Here is a 21068-nt window from a genome sequence, read left to right as displayed (position 1 = left end):
TGTTTGTCCGTTAAATCAGGCAATGACCCTTGTATTTACATTGCCTGATACCCTCTTCTTATTTAGAGGAGGAAATACTTAAAATTTAGATGGTGAGTACTTTTTCGCCGCGTGCGATACCGGATACACCTGAACGTACCACTTCTAAAATCGTGTGTTCTGCAAGTGCATCAATAAACGCATCCACTTTCTCAGTCGTACCTGCGATTTGAACGGTATAGGTCGTTGGGGTTACATCGACAATCTGACCACGGAAAATATCTGCAGTACGCTTGATTTCGTCGCGAGATGAACCCAATGCCTTCACTTTAATCAGCATCAGTTCACGCTCAATGTGCGCGCCTTCAGACAGGTCAACCACTTTCACCACTTCAACCAGCTTGTTGAGCTGTTTGGTAATTTGCTCAATCTTGTGATCATCGCCATAAGTGGTCAATGTCAAACGTGAAAGCGTTGGATCTTCAGTCGGAGCAACATTCAATGTTTCGATGTTGTAGCCACGCTGTGAGAACAAACCCACTAAACGGGAAAGCGCGCCTGATTCGTTTTCTACGAGTACAGAGATAATATGTCTCATTTCGTGCGCTCCCCTTTAGCCAACCACATATCCTGCATCGATTGACCCGCAATCAACATCGGATAAACGTGCTCGGTACGATCTACCATAACGTTAATAAATACGCACTTGTCGTTAATCGCCATCGCTTCTGCAAGCTTCGACTCTAGCTCATCGGCATGATTAATCTGAATACCGACATGACCATAGGCTTCCATCAGTTTGGCAAAATCAGGCAATGAATCTACATAAGAACTTGAATGACGTCCTTCATAGTTCATATCTTGCCACTGCTTCACCATCCCTAAAGACTGGTTATTCAGGCACAGGATTTTTACATTCAGGCCATATTGCTTACAGGTCGACAGTTCCTGGATACACATCTGAATCGATGCTTCACCGGTGATACACACCACTTGCTGTTCCGGGTATGCAAGCTTCGCAGCCATTGCATACGGCAAGCCCACACCCATGGTGCCTAGACCACCTGAGTTGATCCATTGACGTGGACGTTTGTATTTGTAATACATCGCACCAAACATCTGATGCTGACCGACATCAGAAGTAATGATCGCTTCGCCATTGGTCACTTTATCCAATGCCTGAACCACTTGTTGTGGCTTCATCACGCCATCAACACCCGCTTCATAACGACCGCCATGCACTTTGCGCCATTCATTAATCTGAGACCACCATGCCGCAATCACTTCAGGATTTGGCTTGGAAACATTGAGCTGTTTCAACTGGTTCAACATTTCAGTCAATACCGGCTCTACCGCACCGACAATTGGAATGTGCGCCATAATGGTTTTTGAAATCGTCGCCGGGTCGATGTCAATATGAATCACTTTGGCATTCGGACAGAATTTTGCCGGATTGTTGGTGACACGGTCATCGAAGCGCGCGCCTACACACAGAATCACATCTGCATTGTGCATGGTCATGTTGGCTTCATAAGTACCGTGCATACCGAGCATACCGATGAACTGTTCATCATCACCCGGGAATGCGCCCAAGCCCATTAAGGTATTGGTTACCGGATAGCCCAATAGATGCGCAAGCTCTGTCAATTGTGCAGATGCATTGCCTTGAACCACACCACCACCCGAATAAATTACTGGGCGCTTAGCATTGACTAATTCTTCAATCGCTTTACGAATTTGACCTGAGTGACCACGAAACGGTGGCTGATACGAACGCATCTTCACTTTTTCCGGGTATTCGTAAGCAAATTTTTCTGCAGGATTGGTCGCATCTTTAGGAATATCAATTACGACAGGGCCTGGACGACCAGATGACGCGATATAGAATGCTTTTTTGATGATTGCAGGAATTTCGCTGGCATGACGCACCTGGAAACTATGCTTCACGATTGGACGTGAAATGCCGACCATATCGGTTTCCTGGAATGCATCTTCACCAATCAGATGACTCGCAACCTGACCTGACAAAATCACCATCGGGATTGAGTCCATATAGGCCGTTGCAATTGGCGTTACCGTATTGGTTGCACCCGGACCTGAGGTCACCAGCACCACACCGGTCTTACCTGTGACGCGTGAGTAAGCATCCGCCATGTGACCGGCAGCTTGTTCGTGACGTACGAGGTAATGATTGATTTTGTCTTGTTGAAATAGCGCATCATAAATATGAAGAACTGCGCCGCCTGGGTATCCAAAAACATGTTCAACGCCTTCGTCCGCTAATGCGCGAACAAGCATTTCACCACCAGATAGAAGTTCCAACGTGATTCACCCTAATATTATGACACTGCACAAATGGGAGGCATTTGCAGTGTTTCATTTGTTAACTGTCTGCACTGTTATAGCACACAAATTTCATAGTTTTCATAGCAATAGGAAAAAAATCTGATCTCTTGGCTGTTCGAGCAATACAAGACCTAAAACATGTTGGGATAAACATATTTTGCTTAGCTTTGTTCAATTTCTCGGCTAGAGAAATCGCCCACTGCATGAAATGACACTTAGTCGAAGGGTGATCGATTAAGGCATATAAAACTATTGCAGCATTCTTGTGTTTTCAGGCTTTAAAGTCAAGTTTAAAAAACAGGCAATATGCGCTTTAAAATACCTGATTTGCTGTTTTTAACAGCAATCTAGAGCAAGGACAGTAATAAAGAATTAATCTAATAATATTTAATCCAATAAAATTCATAAACTTATATATTTAATTTTATAAATTTTTAGTATGTCTTATATAAAAAAAATGAATGAATTTTTAATAAATCCAGTGAAGTTGTTTATCAATAAATTTTGTGTCTGAAAATTTGCTCACCACCTCTACAAACGAGATGCAGAAGCTGTTCGACCCTTGATCATGAATAGAGCGGATAAAAATTCATTATTTTTACTGTGAAAATCACTACAATGTTTTGTAGTATTTTATGGCTAGAACACAGAGGCTCAAAAACAATGAAAATATCTTTTTTAACTGCCTTAAGTCTGAGTTGTGCAATTTCTCTGGGCATCTGTAGCAGCAGTGCTTCAGCAATCCAGTATTATAAATGGGTCGATGCCAAGGGCACCACACACTATACGAAAACACCGCCCCCGAAAACAGCGAAAAAAGCCACAACTGTCGATACCTATGGCTGGAAAAACTCGGCACCGACACCGCCTAGAACGAGTGAAACTGAAGTGCAAACAGAAAATAGCGCTCAAGAACAACTGCAACAGCCTCAAATTCCTGCGAATCAGGATCAGCAGCAACGTGAAGCCAACGAAGCCTTAGAACAATCGAAAAATCGCGCAGTGGCTTTATAAGCGACCTCCACTATGGAACTGATCATTTTTTCTTAGGGAAATGCCTGCGCAAAATTCACTTTTAGGTGCATTTTGCGCTATGCTGTGCAACAGACTTTTTTTCACCGTAATTCACTGATACGTTTATGACTACTCACATTGATTCCGAATATCAAGCCAGTGCGATCGAGCCTCAAGTCCAACAGGATTGGGAATCTCGCAAAGCCTTTAAAGTTGCCGACAAAGTAGAAGGTCCACGTCGTTATATTCTCTCGATGTTCCCTTACCCAAGTGGCAAGCTGCATATGGGTCATGTGCGTAACTATACGATTGGTGACGTGATCAGCCGTTTCCATCGCTTAAAAGGTGAAACGGTTCTACAACCAATGGGTTGGGATGCTTTCGGTCTACCTGCTGAAAACGCAGCGATTGCACACCAAGTTGCTCCGGCAAAATGGACATTTGAAAATATCGCTTACATGCGTGACCAGTTGAAAAAACTCGGTCTTGCAGTGGATTGGGATCGTGAATTTGCCACCTGTACCCCAGAGTACTATCGTTGGGAACAATGGCTATTTGTTCAGCTTTATAAAAAAGGCTTGATCTACCGTAAACTTTCAACTGTAAACTGGGATCCGGTCGATCAGACTGTTCTTGCCAACGAACAGGTTGAAAATGGTCGCGGCTGGCGTTCAGGTGCATTGGTGGAAAAACGTGATATTCCAATGTACTACTTCCGCATTACCGATTATGCGCAAGAGTTACTTGACGACCTGGACACGCTTAAAGATGGCTGGCCACAACAAGTTCTGACCATGCAGCGTAACTGGATTGGTCGTTCACAAGGGATGGACATTACCTTCCCTTCAGCGAATCCTGAAATTTACGCAGACGGCCTTACTGTATTCACCACACGTGCTGACACCTTAATGGGTGTGACTTATGTTGCAGTTGCAGCAGAACATCCAATGGCGCTGAAAGCTGCGGAAAATAATGCTGAACTTAAAGCATTTATTGAAGAATGCCGTATGGGTTCTGTGGCTGAAGCTGACCTTGCCACTGCTGAAAAGAAAGGCATGGCAACAGGTCTGTCTGTGAAGCATCCTGTCACTGGCGAAGCAGTTCCTGTTTGGATTGCCAACTACGTGTTGATGTCTTATGGCTCTGGCGCAGTGATGGCTGTACCTGCACACGACGAACGTGATTTTGAATTTGCCAATAAATATGGCTTAACCATCAAACAAGTGATTGCTGCTAAAGGCGCAGACGATGCAGACTTTGATGCTACACAATGGCAAGAATGGTACGGTTCTAAAGAGGGTAAATTGGTCAATTCTGCTGAATTTGACGGTTTAGACTTTCAAGCAGCTTATGATGCGTTCCTTGCGAAATTAGAACCAACAACTCTTGCAAGCACCAAAGTTCAGTTCCGTTTACGTGACTGGGGTGTATCGCGTCAGCGTTATTGGGGTTGCCCAATTCCAATGATCAACTGTGAAAAATGTGGTCAGGTTCCTGTACCTGAAGAGCAACTTCCAGTGGTCTTACCGACTGATGTCGTACCTGATGGCTCGGGTAATCCATTGAACAAGATGCCTGAGTTTTATCAAACCACTTGCCCAAGCTGTGGTGGTGATGCGCGTCGTGAAACAGATACGCTGGATACCTTTGTAGAGTCATCTTGGTACTATGCACGTTATGCATCTCCTGATTTTACTAATGGTTTAGTTAAACCTGAAGCTGCTCAAACATGGCTTCCAGTAAATCAATACATCGGTGGTGTTGAACACGCGATTCTGCACTTACTTTATGCACGCTTCTTCCACAAATTGATGCGTGATGAAGGTGTAGTACAAGGTAATGAACCATTTACCAACCTGTTAACTCAAGGTATGGTTTTGGCAGATACTTATTACCGTGAAGCTGAATCAGGCAAGAAAACCTGGTTTAACCCTGCAGATATCGATCTCGAACGTGATGAAAAAGGGCGTATTCTGTCTGCGAAATACCAAGGTGATGGTCAGGACGTAATTGTTGGTGGTCAGGAAAAAATGTCGAAATCGAAAAATAACGGTATCGACCCGCAATCAATTATCGACCAATACGGTGCAGATACCGCACGTGTATTTATGATGTTTGCAGCACCACCGGATCAATCGCTTGAATGGTCGGATGCCGGTGTTGAAGGTGCCAACCGCTTCCTGAAACGTGTATGGCGTTTAGCAACAGGCTTCCTTGAAAAAGGTAACGGTGCATCAAACATCGACAAAGCGGCACTGTCTACGGCTGCACAAGACCTACGTCGTAAAACCCATGAAACCATCCAGAAAGTCGGTGATGACATCGAACGTCGTCATGCATTTAACACTGCAATTGCTGCATTGATGGAACTTCTAAACGCGAACAACAAGTTTGAAGCCCAAGATGACAATGACGTTGCTGTTGCACGTGAGTCGATCACTACACTTCTGACTTTGTTAGCTCCATTTGCACCGCACTTAAGCCAAACTTTATTGGCTGAGTTTGGGATTGAATTGAATTCAACCCTATTCCCTGCTGTGGACGAATCTGCACTGACACGTAATACGCAAACCATTGTGGTACAAGTCAACGGTAAACTTCGTGGCAAACTTGAAGTTTCTGTGGGTGCATCAAAAGATGACATCTTGGCGCAAGCCAAAGCATTGCCTGAAGTTCAACAATTCCTGACTGGTCCAACCAAGAAAGAAATTGTGGTACCGAATAAATTGGTGAATTTGGTGGTTTAAATCCTGAGGAATTGTTTAAGCACTGCTTTAAACAATTCTGCAAGGGGATGAGGGCGAATAATTCACCTCTCCCTAACCCTCACTTGCGTTCAGTTTTAAAAGCGCTGCTTTAAAACCTCACTCAGGAGAGGGACTTTAAGAAATAATCCCTCCAAACCTCCCTTTGCCAAAGGGAGGCTTAAAAAACACAAAGCCCGTTGCCAGCCAACGGGCTTTGACTTTACAATCCAGTTCAGGATTTCAAATATTCCCCTTCGGGAAGCATAGAGGGCAACACATGCATTTGGGCAAACGTTTAGCAGCAATTGTTTTAACTTGTGGTCTGAGTGCAGGCTTAGTCGGCTGTGGTTTTCATCTGAAAGGAACCAATCCGAGCTCCGCACCTGTTGCTTACTCTGTCATGAGCCTGTCTTTACCGCCCAATACTGAAGAACTGCAAGAAAAACTGGCAGTTTACCTCGGTGCTGCAGGCGTACAGCTAAGTAATGCACCTAATGCTTATGTATTGCGTGTTCTCGATTACACGCCGCGCCGCTTAGAATTGAATGGTAAGCTGGTAGAAACCTTGCTACGTTTAAATGTGACTTTTCGCATTGAAGATGCACAAGGCAATCCGATCACTGAACCACGCACTGTGGTGGCAACGCGTACTTATCAATATGACATTGAAACAGTCAACACTGATGACCAGGAACAAAAGTTTCTCAATCAGGTGATTATTGATGATGTGGCACAGCAGATCGCGCGTCAGATTTCATCGAACCGCCTACCCTTGGCCAAACAAAATACCCCAGCGCAACCTGCTCAATAAGAACGCCTTATGAAACTTGACTATCTGCAAGCCCTAAAACGTGTCGATGAAGCTCGCGGTGCCTGGGTCTTGCATGGTCAAGAGCCTTTGCTAGAACAAAACCTGATCGATGCCTTTCGCACACATTGGCAAGCCAAAGACATCGAACGTCAACGTTATGATGTCAGTTCAGTTTCTGAGTGGAAAAATGTCTTTAATGCATTGAACAGTTTGTCATTGTTCTCAACCCAACTGGCAGTTGAAGTGCATGGCAATATCAAACCAGATGCCAGTAGCCTCAAACTGCTGAAAAGCTATTTACAACAAGACAGTGATAATCTGCTATTGGTTGTTATGCCCAAGCAAGATGCGAGCAGCCTCAAATCCAGCTTCTTCCAGACGGTTGAGGCCAATGGTGTCTGCGTTGCGCTTACTGCAAATTATCCACGCGATCGTCAGCAAATTTTGGCAGTTGAAGCAGAGAAACTGGGGATTAAACTGGCCCATGATGCCTGGCAATGGCTGGAACAGCATCATGAGCACAACTTGCTGGCAGCCAAAAACAGCCTGATGCGGGTCAGTGACACCTTTGCAGAAGTTGATGTGATTCAGATTGATCATTTATATGCCTGCTTACAGGATCAATCACGCTATAGCACCTATGATTTGAGTGATGCCCTACTGCAAGGCAATCTCTCGCAATCGATCAAGATTTTCCAGTATCTGGTCGCTTCAGGTGAACCGATGAGCCTGATCTTATGGAGCCTGAGCAAGGAAATGCGTCTGTTGATGCAACTGTTTGAACAGCCGCAAAATGCCTTGCAAATTGGAATCTGGAAAACCAAAGTCGGGCTATATCAGCAAGCTTTACGCCGTCTCAGCCCACAACGCTTTTTGAGCTGGCCCCAGCTGTTAATCCGTATTGATGCAGCCATTAAAGGAATGTCCAAAGAGAACCCTGAACATCTCATCTTACAGGCCATTGCTGAAATGTGCGGTCAACGCTTATTTTTAGCGCCGAGTGCTTAACCAAAGAAACGTGCAAACCAGCCCTTGCCTTTTTTGCTTTCCTGAGCACGTAAATAACTCAACATATTATCGCGCACTGCATCGACATAGTCCTGATCATCATGTTGAATATGATTGATCAGCCATTTGGACAATAAACGATATAAATCATTTTCAATCGATTCTCCCTTCTCGAACTTGAGACGATAATCATTGAGTCGTTTCACAAATAATTCATGTATACCGCGATGCGAAGGTAGGTATTGATAACTGACCTGTTCCAGCAGGTTTTCTTCAAAGCTGAAATGTGACTGGGTATAATCGATTAAATCCTCCAAGACCTCTTTGATTCGATCGCGATCTCCTGTGCTTTTTACCTGCTCCAAAGCATTGATATAATCTAAAATTTGACGGTGCTGATTATCGATTACGTCGATTCCAATATTATAGCTTTCATTCCATTCCATCGTTAAACCCTCATCAATGTTGCGAGCAAAGTTGTATTATTTTTGCACAATAAATGTGCGTTTTCTTCTTAAGTGGTAAAACCATAATTTTTTTATGGAATTAAATCTTACAAGCTTTATTTATTTAAATCCATATATAAAACATGGGTTTTTAATTTTTTTTTCTACTTAATTTTCAACTGGTTTTTGCTCTCTGGACTAGAGGGAGGAAAATTAAGCCAGAAACAGCCTTAAAACAAATATCACACAACAAATCTAGTATGTTTGGTCTTATGTCTTTATTGATTCACACTCGATTTTATTTGTGCAGCGCTTTGATTGAAAAAATACTGTTGGGGACAGTGATCATTTTATTCAAGAGTCACCTGATGATCTTTTAAATAGGATCGATGTTATCTATAGAGGGTCAAAGTCTTGTTATGAATGTCAGAACAAGCAATTCATGGAGCATTTTAAAATGGTCTGTATGGACGATATTTTCAGAAATCAGCCAATAGAAAATAATTCTCATTATAATTCAAAAAATTCACGATTTATCCCAATTTCGCTTTTATAATCAATCCCTATCTTTGATCCGAATTCGTACTCAATATGCCAAAAATAAAACCGACGAAACTAATTATGGCCGCCGTGATTGCCATTGTGTTAATCGCTGCGGGGTGGTATTTCCTCAAACCTAAAGAACAGCCGCCACAGTATATTACTGCTGAAGTAACACAGGGTGATATTGAAAGTTCTGTACTGGCGACCGGTATTTTAGAAGCCACCAAAATGGTCAGCGTAGGTGCCCAGGTTTCTGGCCAGGTGAGACAAATGTATGTGGAACTCGGTGATCAGGTTAAACAGGGTCAGCTGATTGCACGAATTGATTCTGTTCGTCAGGAAAATGATTTAAAAACTGCTGAAGCCAGCATTAAAAACCAGATGGCACAGCTTGCAGTGAGACAGGCGAATCTGGCCAAAGTTGAAGCTGAATACAATCGTCAGAAAGCCATGTATGCACAGGATGCAACTTCCCGTTCAGAGCTGGAATCTGCATTTGCCAGTTATAAAACGGCTCAGGCCGATATCACGGCAATCAATGCACAGATCGAACAGTCGCGCCTGACCTTGGCAACTGCCAAAGAAGACTTGGGTTATACCCAGATTGTGGCACCGATGGATGGCACGATTGTGGCGATTGTGACCGAAGAAGGTCAAACCGTGAATGCCAATCAAAGTGCACCGACCATTGTGAAGCTGGCCAAGCTGGACACCATGACCATTAAAGCTGAAATTTCTGAAGCAGATGTGATGAAAGTGGAAGAAGGTCAAACGGTTTATTTCACCACACTGGGCAATAACGAGAAAAAGATTTACGCCAAATTGCGCCAGGTTGAACCTGCACCAAATTCGATTAATACCGATTCCAATGCAACAGGCTCATCTTCAAGTTCTGCGGTGTATTACAACGCTTTATTCGATGTACCGAATGAAGATGGCAAACTGCGTATTGATATGACGGCGCAAGTTTATATTGTGCTGGATGAAGCTAAAAACGTGCTGACGATTCCGGCCGCTGCGATTCAAGGCTCAAACCGTCCGCCACGTGCTAATCGGGCTGAAGGTTCTCGCGGTGACAGTTCTCGCGGCGAAGCTAATCCGGCAGCACTTCCTGAAGCTGAATCTGCTCAAGGCAATCGTCCTGCTGGTGAACGCCCTGCCCGCCTGAATCTTTCTGAAGCGGAGCTGGCACTGATTGAACAGGGCAAAGCACAGCGCGCCATGGTGCGTGTCTTGCAGGCTGATGGTACTGCAAAACCAACCCCTGTACTGATCGGTTTGAATAACCGTGCCACTGCACAAGTGATTAAAGGTCTAAAACGTGGTGATCAGGTGGTCATTGCTGATGGTTCTGACACCTCCAATGATGCAGCAAAACGCGGTGGCAATAGCCGTGGCCCAATGAGAATGTAAATATGAATTCACAACAGCAGCCTCTCCTCGAGGTGAAAAATCTGGTACGTGAATTCCCTGCGGGTGAAGGTACGGTCCAGATTTTAAAAGGGGTCAATCTGGAGATTTATCCGGGTGAACTGGTGGCGATTGTTGGTCAGTCTGGTTCAGGTAAATCCACCCTGATGAACATTCTGGGCTGTCTGGACAAACCCACCACGGGTAGCTACAAGGTCAAAGGCCGTGAAACCCGGGAACTGGAAGCAGATGAACTGGCGCAGTTACGTCGTGAATATTTCGGCTTTATTTTTCAGCGTTATCACCTGCTCGGCGATTTAAACGCAGCAGGCAATGTCGAAGTCCCTGCCATTTATGCGGGTGCAGATTCATCGGAACGGCATGCGCGTGCGGTCAAGATTCTGACCGATCTGGGTCTGGGCGAAAAAACCCAGAACCGTCCGAGTCAACTGTCAGGCGGTCAGCAGCAACGTGTGTCGATTGCCCGTGCGCTGATGAATGGCGGTGATGTGATTCTGGCCGATGAGCCGACAGGTGCCTTGGATAAGAACAGCGGTATTGAGGTGATGCGTATTTTGCGCGAACTGAATGCCAAGGGTCATACCATCATTCTGGTTACGCATGATCATAATGTGGCAAAAAACGCGACACGAATCATTGAAATTTCAGACGGGAATATCATTTCCGATCAGCCGAATGTGCCTGAAGCCGAAGACCATCTGGAAAAGCAGCCGCTGATCCGTAATCAACAAAAGAAGATTTCTTCATGGCGTTCGGCGGTTGACCGCCTCGGTGAGGCCTTCCGTATGGCTTTGCTGGCCATGAATGCGCATCGCATGCGGACTTTCCTGACCATGCTCGGGATCATTATCGGTATCGCTTCGGTGGTTTCAGTGGTGGCTTTGGGGAATGGTTCACAGAAGCAGATTCTGGAAAATATCAGCAGTCTGGGCACCAATACCATTACCGTATTTCAGGGGCGGGGCTTCGGAGACAATTCCAGATCTTCACAAGCCAAAACCCTGATTCCAGCCGATGCCGATGCGCTGGCCGAACAACCGTATGTCGATGGCGTCAGTCCCTCTGTGAACAGCAGTGTTACCGGCCGTTATAAAGAAATTGAAGCCTCAACCACGGTCAATGGCGTCAGTGAAGATTTCTTCTATGTGCGTGGCATGACTTTCCAGTCCGGTCAGCCCTTTGACCGCAGTAGCATCATGCAACAGGCACAAGATGTTGTCATTGATACCAATACCAAAAACACTTTCTTTAAGGATGGTACTAATCCGGTGGGTCAGGTGATTTTACTGGGTAGCGTCCCGAGCCGGATTATCGGGGTGATTGATGCGCAAAAAGGCATGATGGGCAATAATGACAGCCTGAATGTCTACCTGCCGTATTCTACCGTGATGAGTCGTATGCTGGGGCAATCTAACGTTCGCAGCATCATTGTGCGGATTAAGGATGAATACCCAAGTGCGGCGGCTGAAAATGCAATTTTAAACCTGTTGGTACAGCGCCATGGCGCGCAGGACGTGTTTACCCAGAATGCCGACAGTATTCGTGAAACCATTCAGCAGACCACAGCGACTATGACGCTTTTAATTTCGGCGATTGCGGTGATTTCACTGGTGGTCGGCGGGATCGGGGTGATGAATATCATGCTGGTGTCCGTGACTGAACGTACTCAGGAAATTGGGGTGCGGATGGCAGTGGGTGCACGTCAAAGTGATATTTTGCAGCAGTTCCTGATTGAGGCAGTGCTGGTGTGTATTTTAGGCGGTATTTTGGGGGTGCTGCTCTCGCTCGGGATTGGCCAGCTAATTACCCACTTTGCCGGCGGTACTTTCCAGATGGCGTATTCAACCACTTCGATTGTAGCGGCCTTTGTCTGCTCAAGCCTGATCGGGATTGTGTTTGGCTTTATCCCGGCACGTAACGCTGCTCGTCTGAATCCAGTCGATGCGCTCTCTCGCGAATAAGGAATCTGATATGCAAATGAATTTAACCAAGCTTGCCAGTGCCCTGTTGCTGGGAAGCTCGCTGGTCGGTTGTGCCGCAGTGGTGAAAACCCCCTATGAACAGCCTGCGATCAATATGCCGGGTAGCTTTCAAAACAATAAGGTGCTTAGTCAGCAGATTCATGCCGATATTTTGGCAGATCAATGGTGGACTTTATTTAAAGATCCGCAATTGAACAGTTTGGTCGATCAAGTGCTGGCGCAGAATACAGATCTGGCGGTGGCTGGCATCAGTTTACAGCAGGCGCGCATTCAGGCCAGACAGGCACAAAGCCAGCAAGGCGTCCGTGTCGGTGATGCACGAATTTCAACGGGACAGCGTTTTGATCTGGAGGGTGGTGGCAATGCTTCGACGGGTCTTTCACTGGGCTATCCGGGCTTAAGCTATGAACTGGATCTGTTTGGCAAACTGGCCAATCAGACTGAAGCGGCGCGCTGGGAAGCCTTGGCATCTGCACAGGACTTACAGGCGACGGCGCAGAGCCTGATTGGCACCACGGCACAGCTTTACTGGCAATTGGCTTATTTAAACGAGCGTTATAGCGTGGTACAGCAAAATCTGGCAACAGCGCAAAAAACCTATGATCTGGTGCAGGTACAATATCGTGCCGGTGCGGTGTCCGGTCTAGATTTAACCCAGGCCGAACAGGCGATTCAAAGCCAGCAAGCCACCTTAAGCCAGATTGAGCAGCAACGGGTGGAAACGCGTACCGGCCTCGCAGTATTGCTGCATATGCCAGTACAACAGCTTTCTATTCAGGAGCCAAGCCGTTTACCGAATATTCAATTACCGAGTATTCAGGCCGACTTACCCGCGAGTTTATTGTCCCGTCGTCCCGACCTCCAAGCGACTGAACTACGTTTGCGTAAAGCGCTGGCCAATAAGGATGCCAACAAAGCCAGTTATTATCCTTCAATCAGTCTGACTGGGAATTTGACCACAGGTATTGGCAGCAGTACCTCGCTTTCAAATGCGTTGAAGAATCCGGTGGCGACTTTAGGTGCGGGTCTGACCTTGCCCTTCCTGCAATGGAATGACATGAAACGTGATCTGCAAGTCAATGAGCTAGAATATGAAAAAGCGATTATGCAATATCGCCAGACCATGTATGAAGCCTTCGCCGATGTGGAAAATGCCTTGTCGAACCGGACTGAAATCAGTAAGCAAGTCACTTTGCAGCAACGTAATGTCGAACTGGCTGAACGTACCGAACGCCTGACTGAAGTACGTTATCGTAATGGCGCGGTGGCGTTAAAGAACCTGCTAGATGCGCAGGAAACTACGCGGAATGCACGGCTGTCTTTGGTACAAACCCGACAGAACCAATACAATGCCTATGTGACTTTAATGCAGGCATTAGGTGGCAGTCCAATCCAGCAATTACTTTAAACAAAGCTTGAACCATAAAAAAACCGCTGCCAGACAGCGGTTTTTTTATGGTGTGATTTCAATAAAATTACTTCATTTCTAAATAGGCATGTACATTTTTCAATAATTCAGTTGATCGCTCATGCCCGAGCAAACTGCCTTTTTCCAGCCAGTCCCGCGCGCGCCCAATATCCCGCTCTACACCAATGCCTTTGATATATAAGCGCCCCAGATGACTATAAGCATCGGCATTGACCTGCGCTGCCGCCTGACGGTAATACTGTACCGCCTGTTCGATATTTGCCTCAGTGCCTATGCCATTTTCAAAAGCGTCCCCCAGCGCATTCAGTGCCACACTATTCTGCTGAGCAGCCGCTTTTTGCAGATAGCTCAAACCTAAGGCAATATCCTGCGCAATCTGTTGCCCCTTAAGATACTCCAAGCCCAATTCTGCCTGTGCCTGTGCATGTCCCAGTTGTGCAGCCTGATGCAGATAACGATTGGCCTGCTCTGGATGATAGATAAAGACCGGATAAAGACCTGACAGAGCCTGATACAGGAACCAGGCTGCTTCCTTGGAGCCTTTCGCAACCGCCTGATTCAGATATTGAATGGCTTTGTCGTGTGTCGGCAATGGATATTCCGCCAGACTATAAAAACGCCCGACCACATAAATTAAATCTGCCTCAGACTGAGCCTCGATCTGCCAATATTGCTGGGCCACTGCCTGAATCATGCGGGTGGCTTTACCCGTATCTTTAGCTGTGCCGATACCATTTAAATAACACAGTGCCAGACCCATTTGTGCATAAGCATCATCGGAACTGAGCTGAAATGCTGCCTGATATAATTCAAATGCCTTTTGCGGCTCATAAGCCACTAGATGCTGTTCAAAATACAGCGCGGCAATCATGCATAAAGCGGGCGGATGCTGAGTATTGGCAGCTTCAGACCAGTAACGAAACGCCATGGTTTCATTTTTATCGACATACCAGCCATGAAAATAAGCCAGTCCAATTAAAGTCTTGGAATGCGCATCGGCATGTTCTTTGGACTGCTGCATCAAATGCTGGAACACGCGCTGACGCTGGTCGGTATCGATACGGCCTTGCAACACACCGGCATAATAATCATAGAGACCTTTTTGATCACCAAGACTGATACAGCGTTTAATAAATTGCAGGGCTTGAGTCTGGTCTTGGGGCAGCCTCTGTCCACGCGCATAATCATCGGCGATCTGCTGATTGGCAGCCAGATGATCTTGCTGCGCAGCTAAAAACAGATAATGAATTCCCTGAACCAAATCTTGAGCCGCTGAATCTGTTAAATAATACTGCGCCAGTTGATACTGCGAATTGCTATGTCCCTGCCCGGCATTTTGAATGAGTAAGGCCAAGCGCTGCTGTTCAGCGTTCTTCTCTTCTGGATTTGTTTCTGTAGTGGAAGAAAGTTCAGTGATGCGGTACTGGGCATCCAGATTGCCACGGGCTACGGCATGTCGGTACCAGTACAGCGCTTTTTCCGGGTCAGCCATTTGATAGCGTTGCTCCTCATGAATCTGCCCTAGATGATAAGCTGCGTCATCACTGCCCAGATGAAAGGCTTTATCGAGATAACTGATGGCTGTTTCCGTATTTTGCGCATGTCCCAGACCCTGCAAATGCATCAGCCCCATGCCGACATAAGCCTGTGGAATTTCCTGTTGCTGGGCAAGATTCTGGTAAATCTGATAGGCGCGTGCATAATTCGGATGTTCAGGATCTGAACTCAAGCGCGCCGCATGCTTGAGCTGTGCATCAAGCTGCTCAATCCATAGATCATGCTGCACAGCTTTGGCCTGATCACGTTTCACCGGATCCGGACGTTTCCACATCCAGATTCCCAAAGCCCCTATCCCCAAAATCAATACCAGCAAGAACCACATAACTGCTCCAAAACATTATTTTTGTTCTGCAAATGAATCCTTTCATTCTAAACGCCGTCTCAAAAAAAGCACATATCTTGTGCTTTTTATTTTGTAAATCAGGCTTTTGCTCTTTTACTATCCAGCTTCTTCAAGCCTTCTGCCACAGCGACCATGGCAAAGCTTGATGTCACCACCACGGCAGAGCCATAACCACCACAGCGCAAGCCGGCACTGGCACAGACATCGGCACTCGAGAACGGATTATCGATTGAATAGACACAGGTAATGCCGAATTTTTCTTTAGGTTTTTTACAAATACCTTTGCCGCGTAACTGGGCACGCAATTTGGCCAGCATCGGGTCCTGTTCGGTTTTAGATAAGTCTGCGACACGAATTTTCAGGGGATCCAGTTTACCGCCTGCCCCGCCCGACACAATCAAGGGAATCTTGTTAAAGCGACAATGCAGCATCAAGGCAAATTTGGCCTTCACATCATCAATACAGTCGAGAATTAAATCAGGATTACCTGCTAAAATTTCTTTGATATTTTCCGGCGTCAGATAGTCATCAATCAGATTAATCTTGATCCGTGGATTAATGGCATGACAACGCTCGGCCATCACTGCAATTTTTTCATGGCCCAAGGTCGTGCTCATGGCAGGCAATTGACGATTAATATTGGATGCCGCCACCACATCCATATCGACCAAACTCAGCTCGCCCACACCGCTACGTGCCAGCGCTTCTACTGCCCAAGAACCGACACCACCGATGCCAATCACCATCACATGACTTTTTTCATAATGACTGAAGCTGTCTTCTCCATAAATTTTGGCAACACCCGCAAAGCGGCGCTCATATTCATCGTCTTGAAGCAGGTCGGTCATAAGTCATCAATAGCTGTTAAATCACGGCTTATTTTAGCAAAGTCAGCATTTTTTTACTGCTTCTAAAATTTTGATACAAAATCTATCAGCAAAATCAGAAAGATAAATTCAGGAACATTTATAATTGGATAAAATTCATACATAAAACTTTAAATATGGGAGTCAAACACTGTGCTGATCAATGCTCTTTTGGCTCTCAATTTTATCCTGATCACTCTACATTTTTATTTTTACAGTAGCCAAAAACAGAAAAACTATGCGCTGAGTATTTTTATTCGTTTGCTGATTTTAGGCCTATTCGGATATGTGATCCTAGATCGCCATGAAACCCAGACCCATCTGATTTTGGTACTGATATCCTGGGTGATATTTGAACTGATTGAGAGTTTATATCAAAAGAAAAAAGCATCAATCTCATAAAAAAAGAGGCTTGCGCCTCTTTCAATCCATCTAAACTTAGTCTTTATTCATGATAAAGAAATATTGACGATAGTATTTCAGTTCGGCAATTGAATCACGAATGTCATCCATCGCCAGATGCGAAGCATTTTTCTTGAGACCACTCATAATTTCTGGACGCCAGCGTTTTGCCAGCTCTTTCACTGAAGATACATCCAGATTACGGTAATGGAAATACTGCTCCAGCTCAGGCATCAGGCGATGCAAGAAACGGCGATCCTGACAGATCGAGTTGCCACACATCGGGGATGACTTTGGATTGACCCATTTTTTCAGGAATTCAATGGTTTGCTGTTCTGCATCCTGAGCCGTCAGTTTACTGCGACGCACCCGTTCAATCAGACCCGATTGACCATGTTGACGAGTGTTCCACTCATCCATGGCATTTAACAGACGTGCAGGCTGATGCACCGCAAGCACAGGACCTTCTGCCAGAATATTCAAATTGTCATCGGTTACAATCGTCGCAATTTCAATAATTTGGTCATTGTCTGTGTCTAGACCTGTCATTTCAAGGTCAATCCAAATCAGGCGGGTATCAGCGGTGCTGCTCATAAATGTGCAATCTTATTGGGTTTAAAAACAACTATAGTAGCAAATTAATTACATCTTGGGTGTCATTCGGGGGCTGCTTCATGCTATTTTTGCCATCTGATTTACCCGGTTTTTTAGGATATGAATGGCCTTAATACGTAAGCGTCGTCTGACAGAGCAACAACAGCGCCGCATTCAGAAACAACAGAAAACACGTCAAGAAGATCTCGATACCTCCAGTGATCTGGAAGGTTTGGTAGTGCAACACTACGGCCGCCAACTTGAAGTGCAAGCTTTGTCTACTCCTGACATTCACCCTGAAAAACCTGTGGTCGCCGATGGTGAGCCTGAACCTTTCTGGAAAGAAATTGAACTAGGCAGCGTCTGGCGCTGTCATACCCGAACCAATCTGGATTTACTGGTCACGGGTGACCGGGTTAAATGGCAAGCCGATCCGAATACAGGTTTAGGAATTATTACGGCGATTCATCCACGTAAATCCTTATTGACCCGTCCTGACCGCTATCACAAGGTTAAACCGGTAGCGGCCAATATTTCACTGATTGTGATTGTGTTTGCACCATTACCTGAGCCAGCACCGGGCCTGATCGACCGTTATCTGGTGGCCTGTGCCGATGCCGATATTCCTGCGCTTCTAGTGATGAACAAAGCCGATTTGTTAAAAGAGAACGATCCAATTCTGACTCTGCTACAAGAATATCAAGACCTCGGTTATGAAGTAATGCAAACCCAGTCCGATGGTGATCTGACTGTATTGTCCAATCGTCTGGAAAATGAAACGGTGGCTTTTGTCGGTCAATCGGGTGTCGGTAAAAGTACGCTGATCAATGCGATCGTGCCAGATGCAGCCCAGAAAACCAATATTATTTCGGAAAACTCGGCACTCGGTCAGCACACCACCACCTCAACCCGTTTAATCGGTTTTGGTGAAGGTGCTGCCCTGATTGACTCTCCGGGAATTCGTGAATTTGGCCTGTGGCATCTGACTTTAGATAAGGTACAAATCGGTTTTCCTGAAATTGAAAACCTGCTCGGACACTGTCAGTTCCGGAACTGCACGCATAAGCATGAAAAACAATGTGCTTTACGTCAGGCTGCGAGTGCGGGTGAAATTTTACCGCGCCGACTGGACAGCTATTTGCGTTTAATCGATGAAATCACTGAAGCACAGCAAAAAAATTAATTTTCTTGTGCCTCAACCCTTGAAGCGGTGATTTTGATCACCATATTTATGAGCTATACTCTTGGCAATTTTAAAATTGTAATTAGGTGAATTGTGGAACGTTGGTTCGAGTTTATGGGGAATCACCCCTTCTTATTTGGAACACTCGCGGTATTGGTAGTTTTGTTCTTCATTATCGAAGGTCAACGTAACGGTCGTAAAATTTCTCCGCAGTCGCTGGGAATTTTAGTCAAAGCAAAAAATGCCATGCTGATTGATTTACGGGATGCCAAAGACTTCCGTGAAGGTCATATCAGCGGCAGCCGTAACATTCCATATAGCCAGATTACAAAGCATGTTGAAGAGCTGAAAGCATCTGATCGCCCTTTGGTGTTCATTTGTAACCTTGGACAGGTGGCTGGTACTGCGCTACAACAAGTGGGTCATGCCGATGCATACCGTCTTGATGGCGGCATCAGCAACTGGAAAGCCCAGGGTTTACCTTTGGTGAAAAGCAAATAATCCACGAACAGGAGATTGATCATGGCTGACGTTATTGTTTATTCAACGACTGTGTGTCCTTATTGCGTGCGTGCAAAACAGTTGCTTGAGCGCAAAGGTGTCGCATATAAAGAAATTAATCTATCTCAAGAAGCACCTGAAGTACGTCTTGAATTGATGCAGCGTACCAATCACCGCACTGTGCCACAAATTTTTATTAAGGATCAATTCATCGGTGGTTTCGACCAGCTTTATGCTTTAGAGCGTGAAGGCAAACTCGATGAATTACTGGCTTAATTCTATTAAAATCATCACTTTATATTAAGGATCAAAGAATGAGTGAAGAACAACAAGCTCAACCACAATTGGCATTAGAGCGTATTTATACCAAAGATATTTCTTTTGAGGTTCCTGGGGCACAAGTTTTTACCAAGCAATGGCAACCTGAGCTCAACATCAACCTTTCTTCTTCTGCAGAAAAAATTGATGAGACTCATTTTGAAGTGGCTTTAAAAGTCGTTGTTCAAGCGACCAATGAAGGTGATACTGCTTTTATCGTCGACGTGACTCAAGCCGGTATCTTCTTGGTAGATGGCGTTGAAGAAGAGCGTCTTCCATACATCCTGGGCGCATACTGCCCGAACATTCTGTTCCCGTTCCTGCGTGAAGCAGTGAATGATATGGTGACTAAAGGTAGCTTCCCACAGTTGCTGCTTACCCCAATCAACTTCGATGCTGAATTTGAAGCCAATATGCAACGTGCACAAACTGCCGCTGTAGATGGTCAGGCTTAATCGCTGTCCTGCAAATCTAAAAAAGACCGCTTATGCGGTCTTTTTTATGGCCTTGAGTGAACTCCCCCTTTATCAAAGGGGGAATGAGGGGGATTTTGCTCATTCACTCTTTTTTTTAAGAAAGGGTTTAGCGAGATTAAAGAAAAATAATCCCTCCTAACCTTCCTTTAAAAAAGGGAGGAACTCTCCCCCCACGGCAGAGAATAGACTTTTATTCCGCATCCGCCATTAAATCAGCACTCATACCCACGGTATTGAAACCGGCATCGACATACAGGATTTCACCGGTAATGCCATTGGCCCATGGCGAGCACAGGAATAATGCTGCATTGCCGACATCTTCAATCGTTACATTACGTTTTAATGGCGCAACTTTTTCATTTAAGTCGAGCATTTTACGGAATGATTTAATGCCTGAAGCAGCCAGAGTACGGATTGGACCCGCAGAGATGGCATTGACACGAATACCTTCCTGACCCAAGCTCGAAGCTAAATAACGAACACCGGCTTCTAAAGAGGCTTTGGCCATACCCATCACGTTATAGTTCGGCATTACGCGCTCAGAACCTTGATAAGTTAGCGTTAACAGGCAGCCTTGACGAACTTGTAGCAAAGGCTTTGCCGCACGTGCCATCGCGATAAAGCTATAGGCACTGATGTCATGTGCAATATTGAAACCTTCGCGGTCTGTGATTTCGGTAAAGTCGCCATCCAAAGTATGCGCCGGTGCGAAACCGATAGAATGCACTACGCCATCCAGACCATCCCAGTGTTTCGCCAGCTCAGCAAATGCATTATCAATATCAGCATCTACCGCCACATCACAAGGAAAAACCAGTTTTGAACCAAACTGTTCAGCAAAGTCATCTACCCGCTTTTTCAGCTTTTCATTTGGATAAGTAAAAGCCAATTCAGCACCTTCACGATGTAATGCCTGAGCAATACCAAAAGCAATGGATAATTTACTCGCAATACCCGCGATCAAGAAGCGCTTACCCGCCAAAAGTCCTTGTGCCATGTGAATCTCACCTAAAATAATATATATGCATGATGCCAAGTCTGAGGCATTTTAGAAATTGCATAATGCATCTTTTTTTAACAGATACCAAA

Annotated in this window: 18 protein-coding genes; 11 read left to right on the top strand and 7 right to left on the bottom strand. The window is 45.4% G+C overall.

Annotation, left to right across the window (positions count from 1 at the left end; genetic code table 11):
- Positions 1 to 85: 85 nt before the first annotated feature.
- Together ilvN and FTU95_RS08205 are read right to left on the bottom strand one after the other, a co-directional pair.
- The gene (gene ilvN / locus FTU95_RS08210) at positions 86 to 577 is read right to left on the bottom strand and encodes an acetolactate synthase small subunit (RefSeq protein ID WP_064094785.1); all 492 of its coding nucleotides are present in this window, start codon (positions 575 to 577) and stop codon (positions 86 to 88) included.
- Complete coding sequence (locus FTU95_RS08205; protein WP_086044103.1) at positions 574 to 2301, bottom strand: acetolactate synthase 3 large subunit; 1728 nt, start codon at positions 2299 to 2301, stop codon at positions 574 to 576. Before FTU95_RS08205 ends, ilvN begins: the two co-directional genes overlap by 4 nt.
- 687 nt (positions 2302 to 2988) lie before the next feature.
- On the opposite strand from FTU95_RS08205, the gene FTU95_RS08200 reads away from it, so the two are divergent.
- The 4 genes from FTU95_RS08200 to holA all read left to right on the top strand — a co-directional run bounded on the left by FTU95_RS08200 (position 2989) and on the right by holA (position 7905).
- Positions 2989 to 3339, top strand: coding sequence for a DUF4124 domain-containing protein (locus FTU95_RS08200; RefSeq protein ID WP_005172709.1), 351 nt, complete (start codon positions 2989 to 2991; stop codon positions 3337 to 3339).
- Positions 3340 to 3464: 125 nt separating this feature from the next.
- On the top strand, positions 3465 to 6086 hold the full coding sequence (gene leuS, locus FTU95_RS08195; protein WP_180078150.1) for a leucine--tRNA ligase: 2622 nt from the start codon (positions 3465 to 3467) through the stop codon (positions 6084 to 6086).
- Between the two features lie 277 nt (positions 6087 to 6363).
- Positions 6364 to 6897: a hypothetical protein gene (locus FTU95_RS08190; RefSeq protein ID WP_074384022.1), complete on the top strand. Its 534-nt coding sequence runs from the start codon at positions 6364 to 6366 to the stop codon at positions 6895 to 6897.
- Positions 6898 to 6906: 9 nt separating this feature from the next.
- Complete coding sequence (gene holA, locus FTU95_RS08185; RefSeq protein WP_074384021.1) at positions 6907 to 7905, top strand: DNA polymerase III subunit delta; 999 nt, start codon at positions 6907 to 6909, stop codon at positions 7903 to 7905.
- Here the strand turns inward: holA and FTU95_RS08180 are convergent.
- Complete coding sequence (locus tag FTU95_RS08180; protein ID WP_005172715.1) at positions 7902 to 8351, bottom strand: bacteriohemerythrin; 450 nt, start codon at positions 8349 to 8351, stop codon at positions 7902 to 7904. The two genes, holA and FTU95_RS08180, sit on opposite strands and share 4 nt — an antisense overlap.
- A 591-nt stretch (positions 8352 to 8942) precedes the next feature.
- Here FTU95_RS08180 and FTU95_RS08175 point away from each other — a divergent pair.
- From FTU95_RS08175 to FTU95_RS08165, 3 genes are read left to right on the top strand one after another with little or no spacing between them, the layout of a single operon-like run.
- Positions 8943 to 10307: a MacA family efflux pump subunit gene (locus FTU95_RS08175; protein ID WP_180078148.1), complete on the top strand. Its 1365-nt coding sequence runs from the start codon at positions 8943 to 8945 to the stop codon at positions 10305 to 10307.
- A 2-nt stretch (positions 10308 to 10309) separates the two neighbouring features.
- A complete protein-coding gene (locus tag FTU95_RS08170; RefSeq protein WP_180078146.1) occupies positions 10310 to 12286 on the top strand; it encodes a MacB family efflux pump subunit in 1977 nt (658 codons plus the stop codon).
- 10 nt (positions 12287 to 12296) lie between these two features.
- A complete protein-coding gene (locus FTU95_RS08165; protein ID WP_180078144.1) occupies positions 12297 to 13715 on the top strand; it encodes an efflux transporter outer membrane subunit in 1419 nt (472 codons plus the stop codon).
- A gap of 67 nt (positions 13716 to 13782) precedes the next feature.
- On the opposite strand, the gene FTU95_RS08160 is transcribed toward FTU95_RS08165, so the two are convergent.
- The 3 genes from FTU95_RS08160 to orn all read right to left on the bottom strand — a co-directional run bounded on the left by FTU95_RS08160 (position 13783) and on the right by orn (position 17501).
- Positions 13783 to 15618, bottom strand: a complete 1836-nt coding sequence (locus FTU95_RS08160) for a tetratricopeptide repeat protein (RefSeq protein ID WP_180078143.1) — start codon at positions 15616 to 15618, stop codon at positions 13783 to 13785.
- Between the two features lie 98 nt (positions 15619 to 15716).
- Entirely contained in the window at positions 15717 to 16487 is a 771-nt protein-coding gene (locus FTU95_RS08155; RefSeq protein WP_100329241.1) for a ThiF family adenylyltransferase, read from the bottom strand.
- 456 nt (positions 16488 to 16943) lie between these two features.
- Positions 16944 to 17501 (bottom strand): oligoribonuclease, encoded by a 558-nt coding sequence (gene orn, locus FTU95_RS08150; protein WP_004278381.1) that lies wholly within the window; start codon positions 17499 to 17501, stop codon positions 16944 to 16946.
- A gap of 124 nt (positions 17502 to 17625) precedes the next feature.
- Between orn and rsgA the strand changes: the two genes are divergently transcribed.
- The 4 genes from rsgA to secB all read left to right on the top strand — a co-directional run bounded on the left by rsgA (position 17626) and on the right by secB (position 19958).
- A complete protein-coding gene (gene rsgA, locus FTU95_RS08145) occupies positions 17626 to 18684 on the top strand; it encodes a ribosome small subunit-dependent GTPase A (RefSeq protein ID WP_100329243.1) in 1059 nt (352 codons plus the stop codon).
- Between the two features lie 93 nt (positions 18685 to 18777).
- Entirely contained in the window at positions 18778 to 19185 is a 408-nt protein-coding gene (locus tag FTU95_RS08140) for a rhodanese-like domain-containing protein (RefSeq protein ID WP_005095619.1), read from the top strand.
- An 18-nt stretch (positions 19186 to 19203) separates the two neighbouring features.
- A complete protein-coding gene (grxC, locus tag FTU95_RS08135) occupies positions 19204 to 19461 on the top strand; it encodes a glutaredoxin 3 (protein WP_100329331.1) in 258 nt (85 codons plus the stop codon).
- 38 nt (positions 19462 to 19499) lie between these two features.
- The gene (gene secB / locus FTU95_RS08130) at positions 19500 to 19958 is read left to right on the top strand and encodes a protein-export chaperone SecB (protein ID WP_004278389.1); all 459 of its coding nucleotides are present in this window, start codon (positions 19500 to 19502) and stop codon (positions 19956 to 19958) included.
- Between the two features lie 211 nt (positions 19959 to 20169).
- Here secB and FTU95_RS08125 read toward each other — a convergent pair whose 3' ends face one another.
- Positions 20170 to 20976: an enoyl-ACP reductase gene (locus FTU95_RS08125; protein ID WP_005095616.1), complete on the bottom strand. Its 807-nt coding sequence runs from the start codon at positions 20974 to 20976 to the stop codon at positions 20170 to 20172.
- Between the last annotated feature and the right edge of the window lie 92 nt (positions 20977 to 21068).

It is taken from the genome of Acinetobacter sp. YH12208, assembly GCF_013418055.1.
GTDB classification, from domain to species: Bacteria; Pseudomonadota; Gammaproteobacteria; order Pseudomonadales; family Moraxellaceae; genus Acinetobacter; species Acinetobacter pseudolwoffii.
This window is presented reverse-complemented; position numbering and strand designations above follow the sequence as displayed.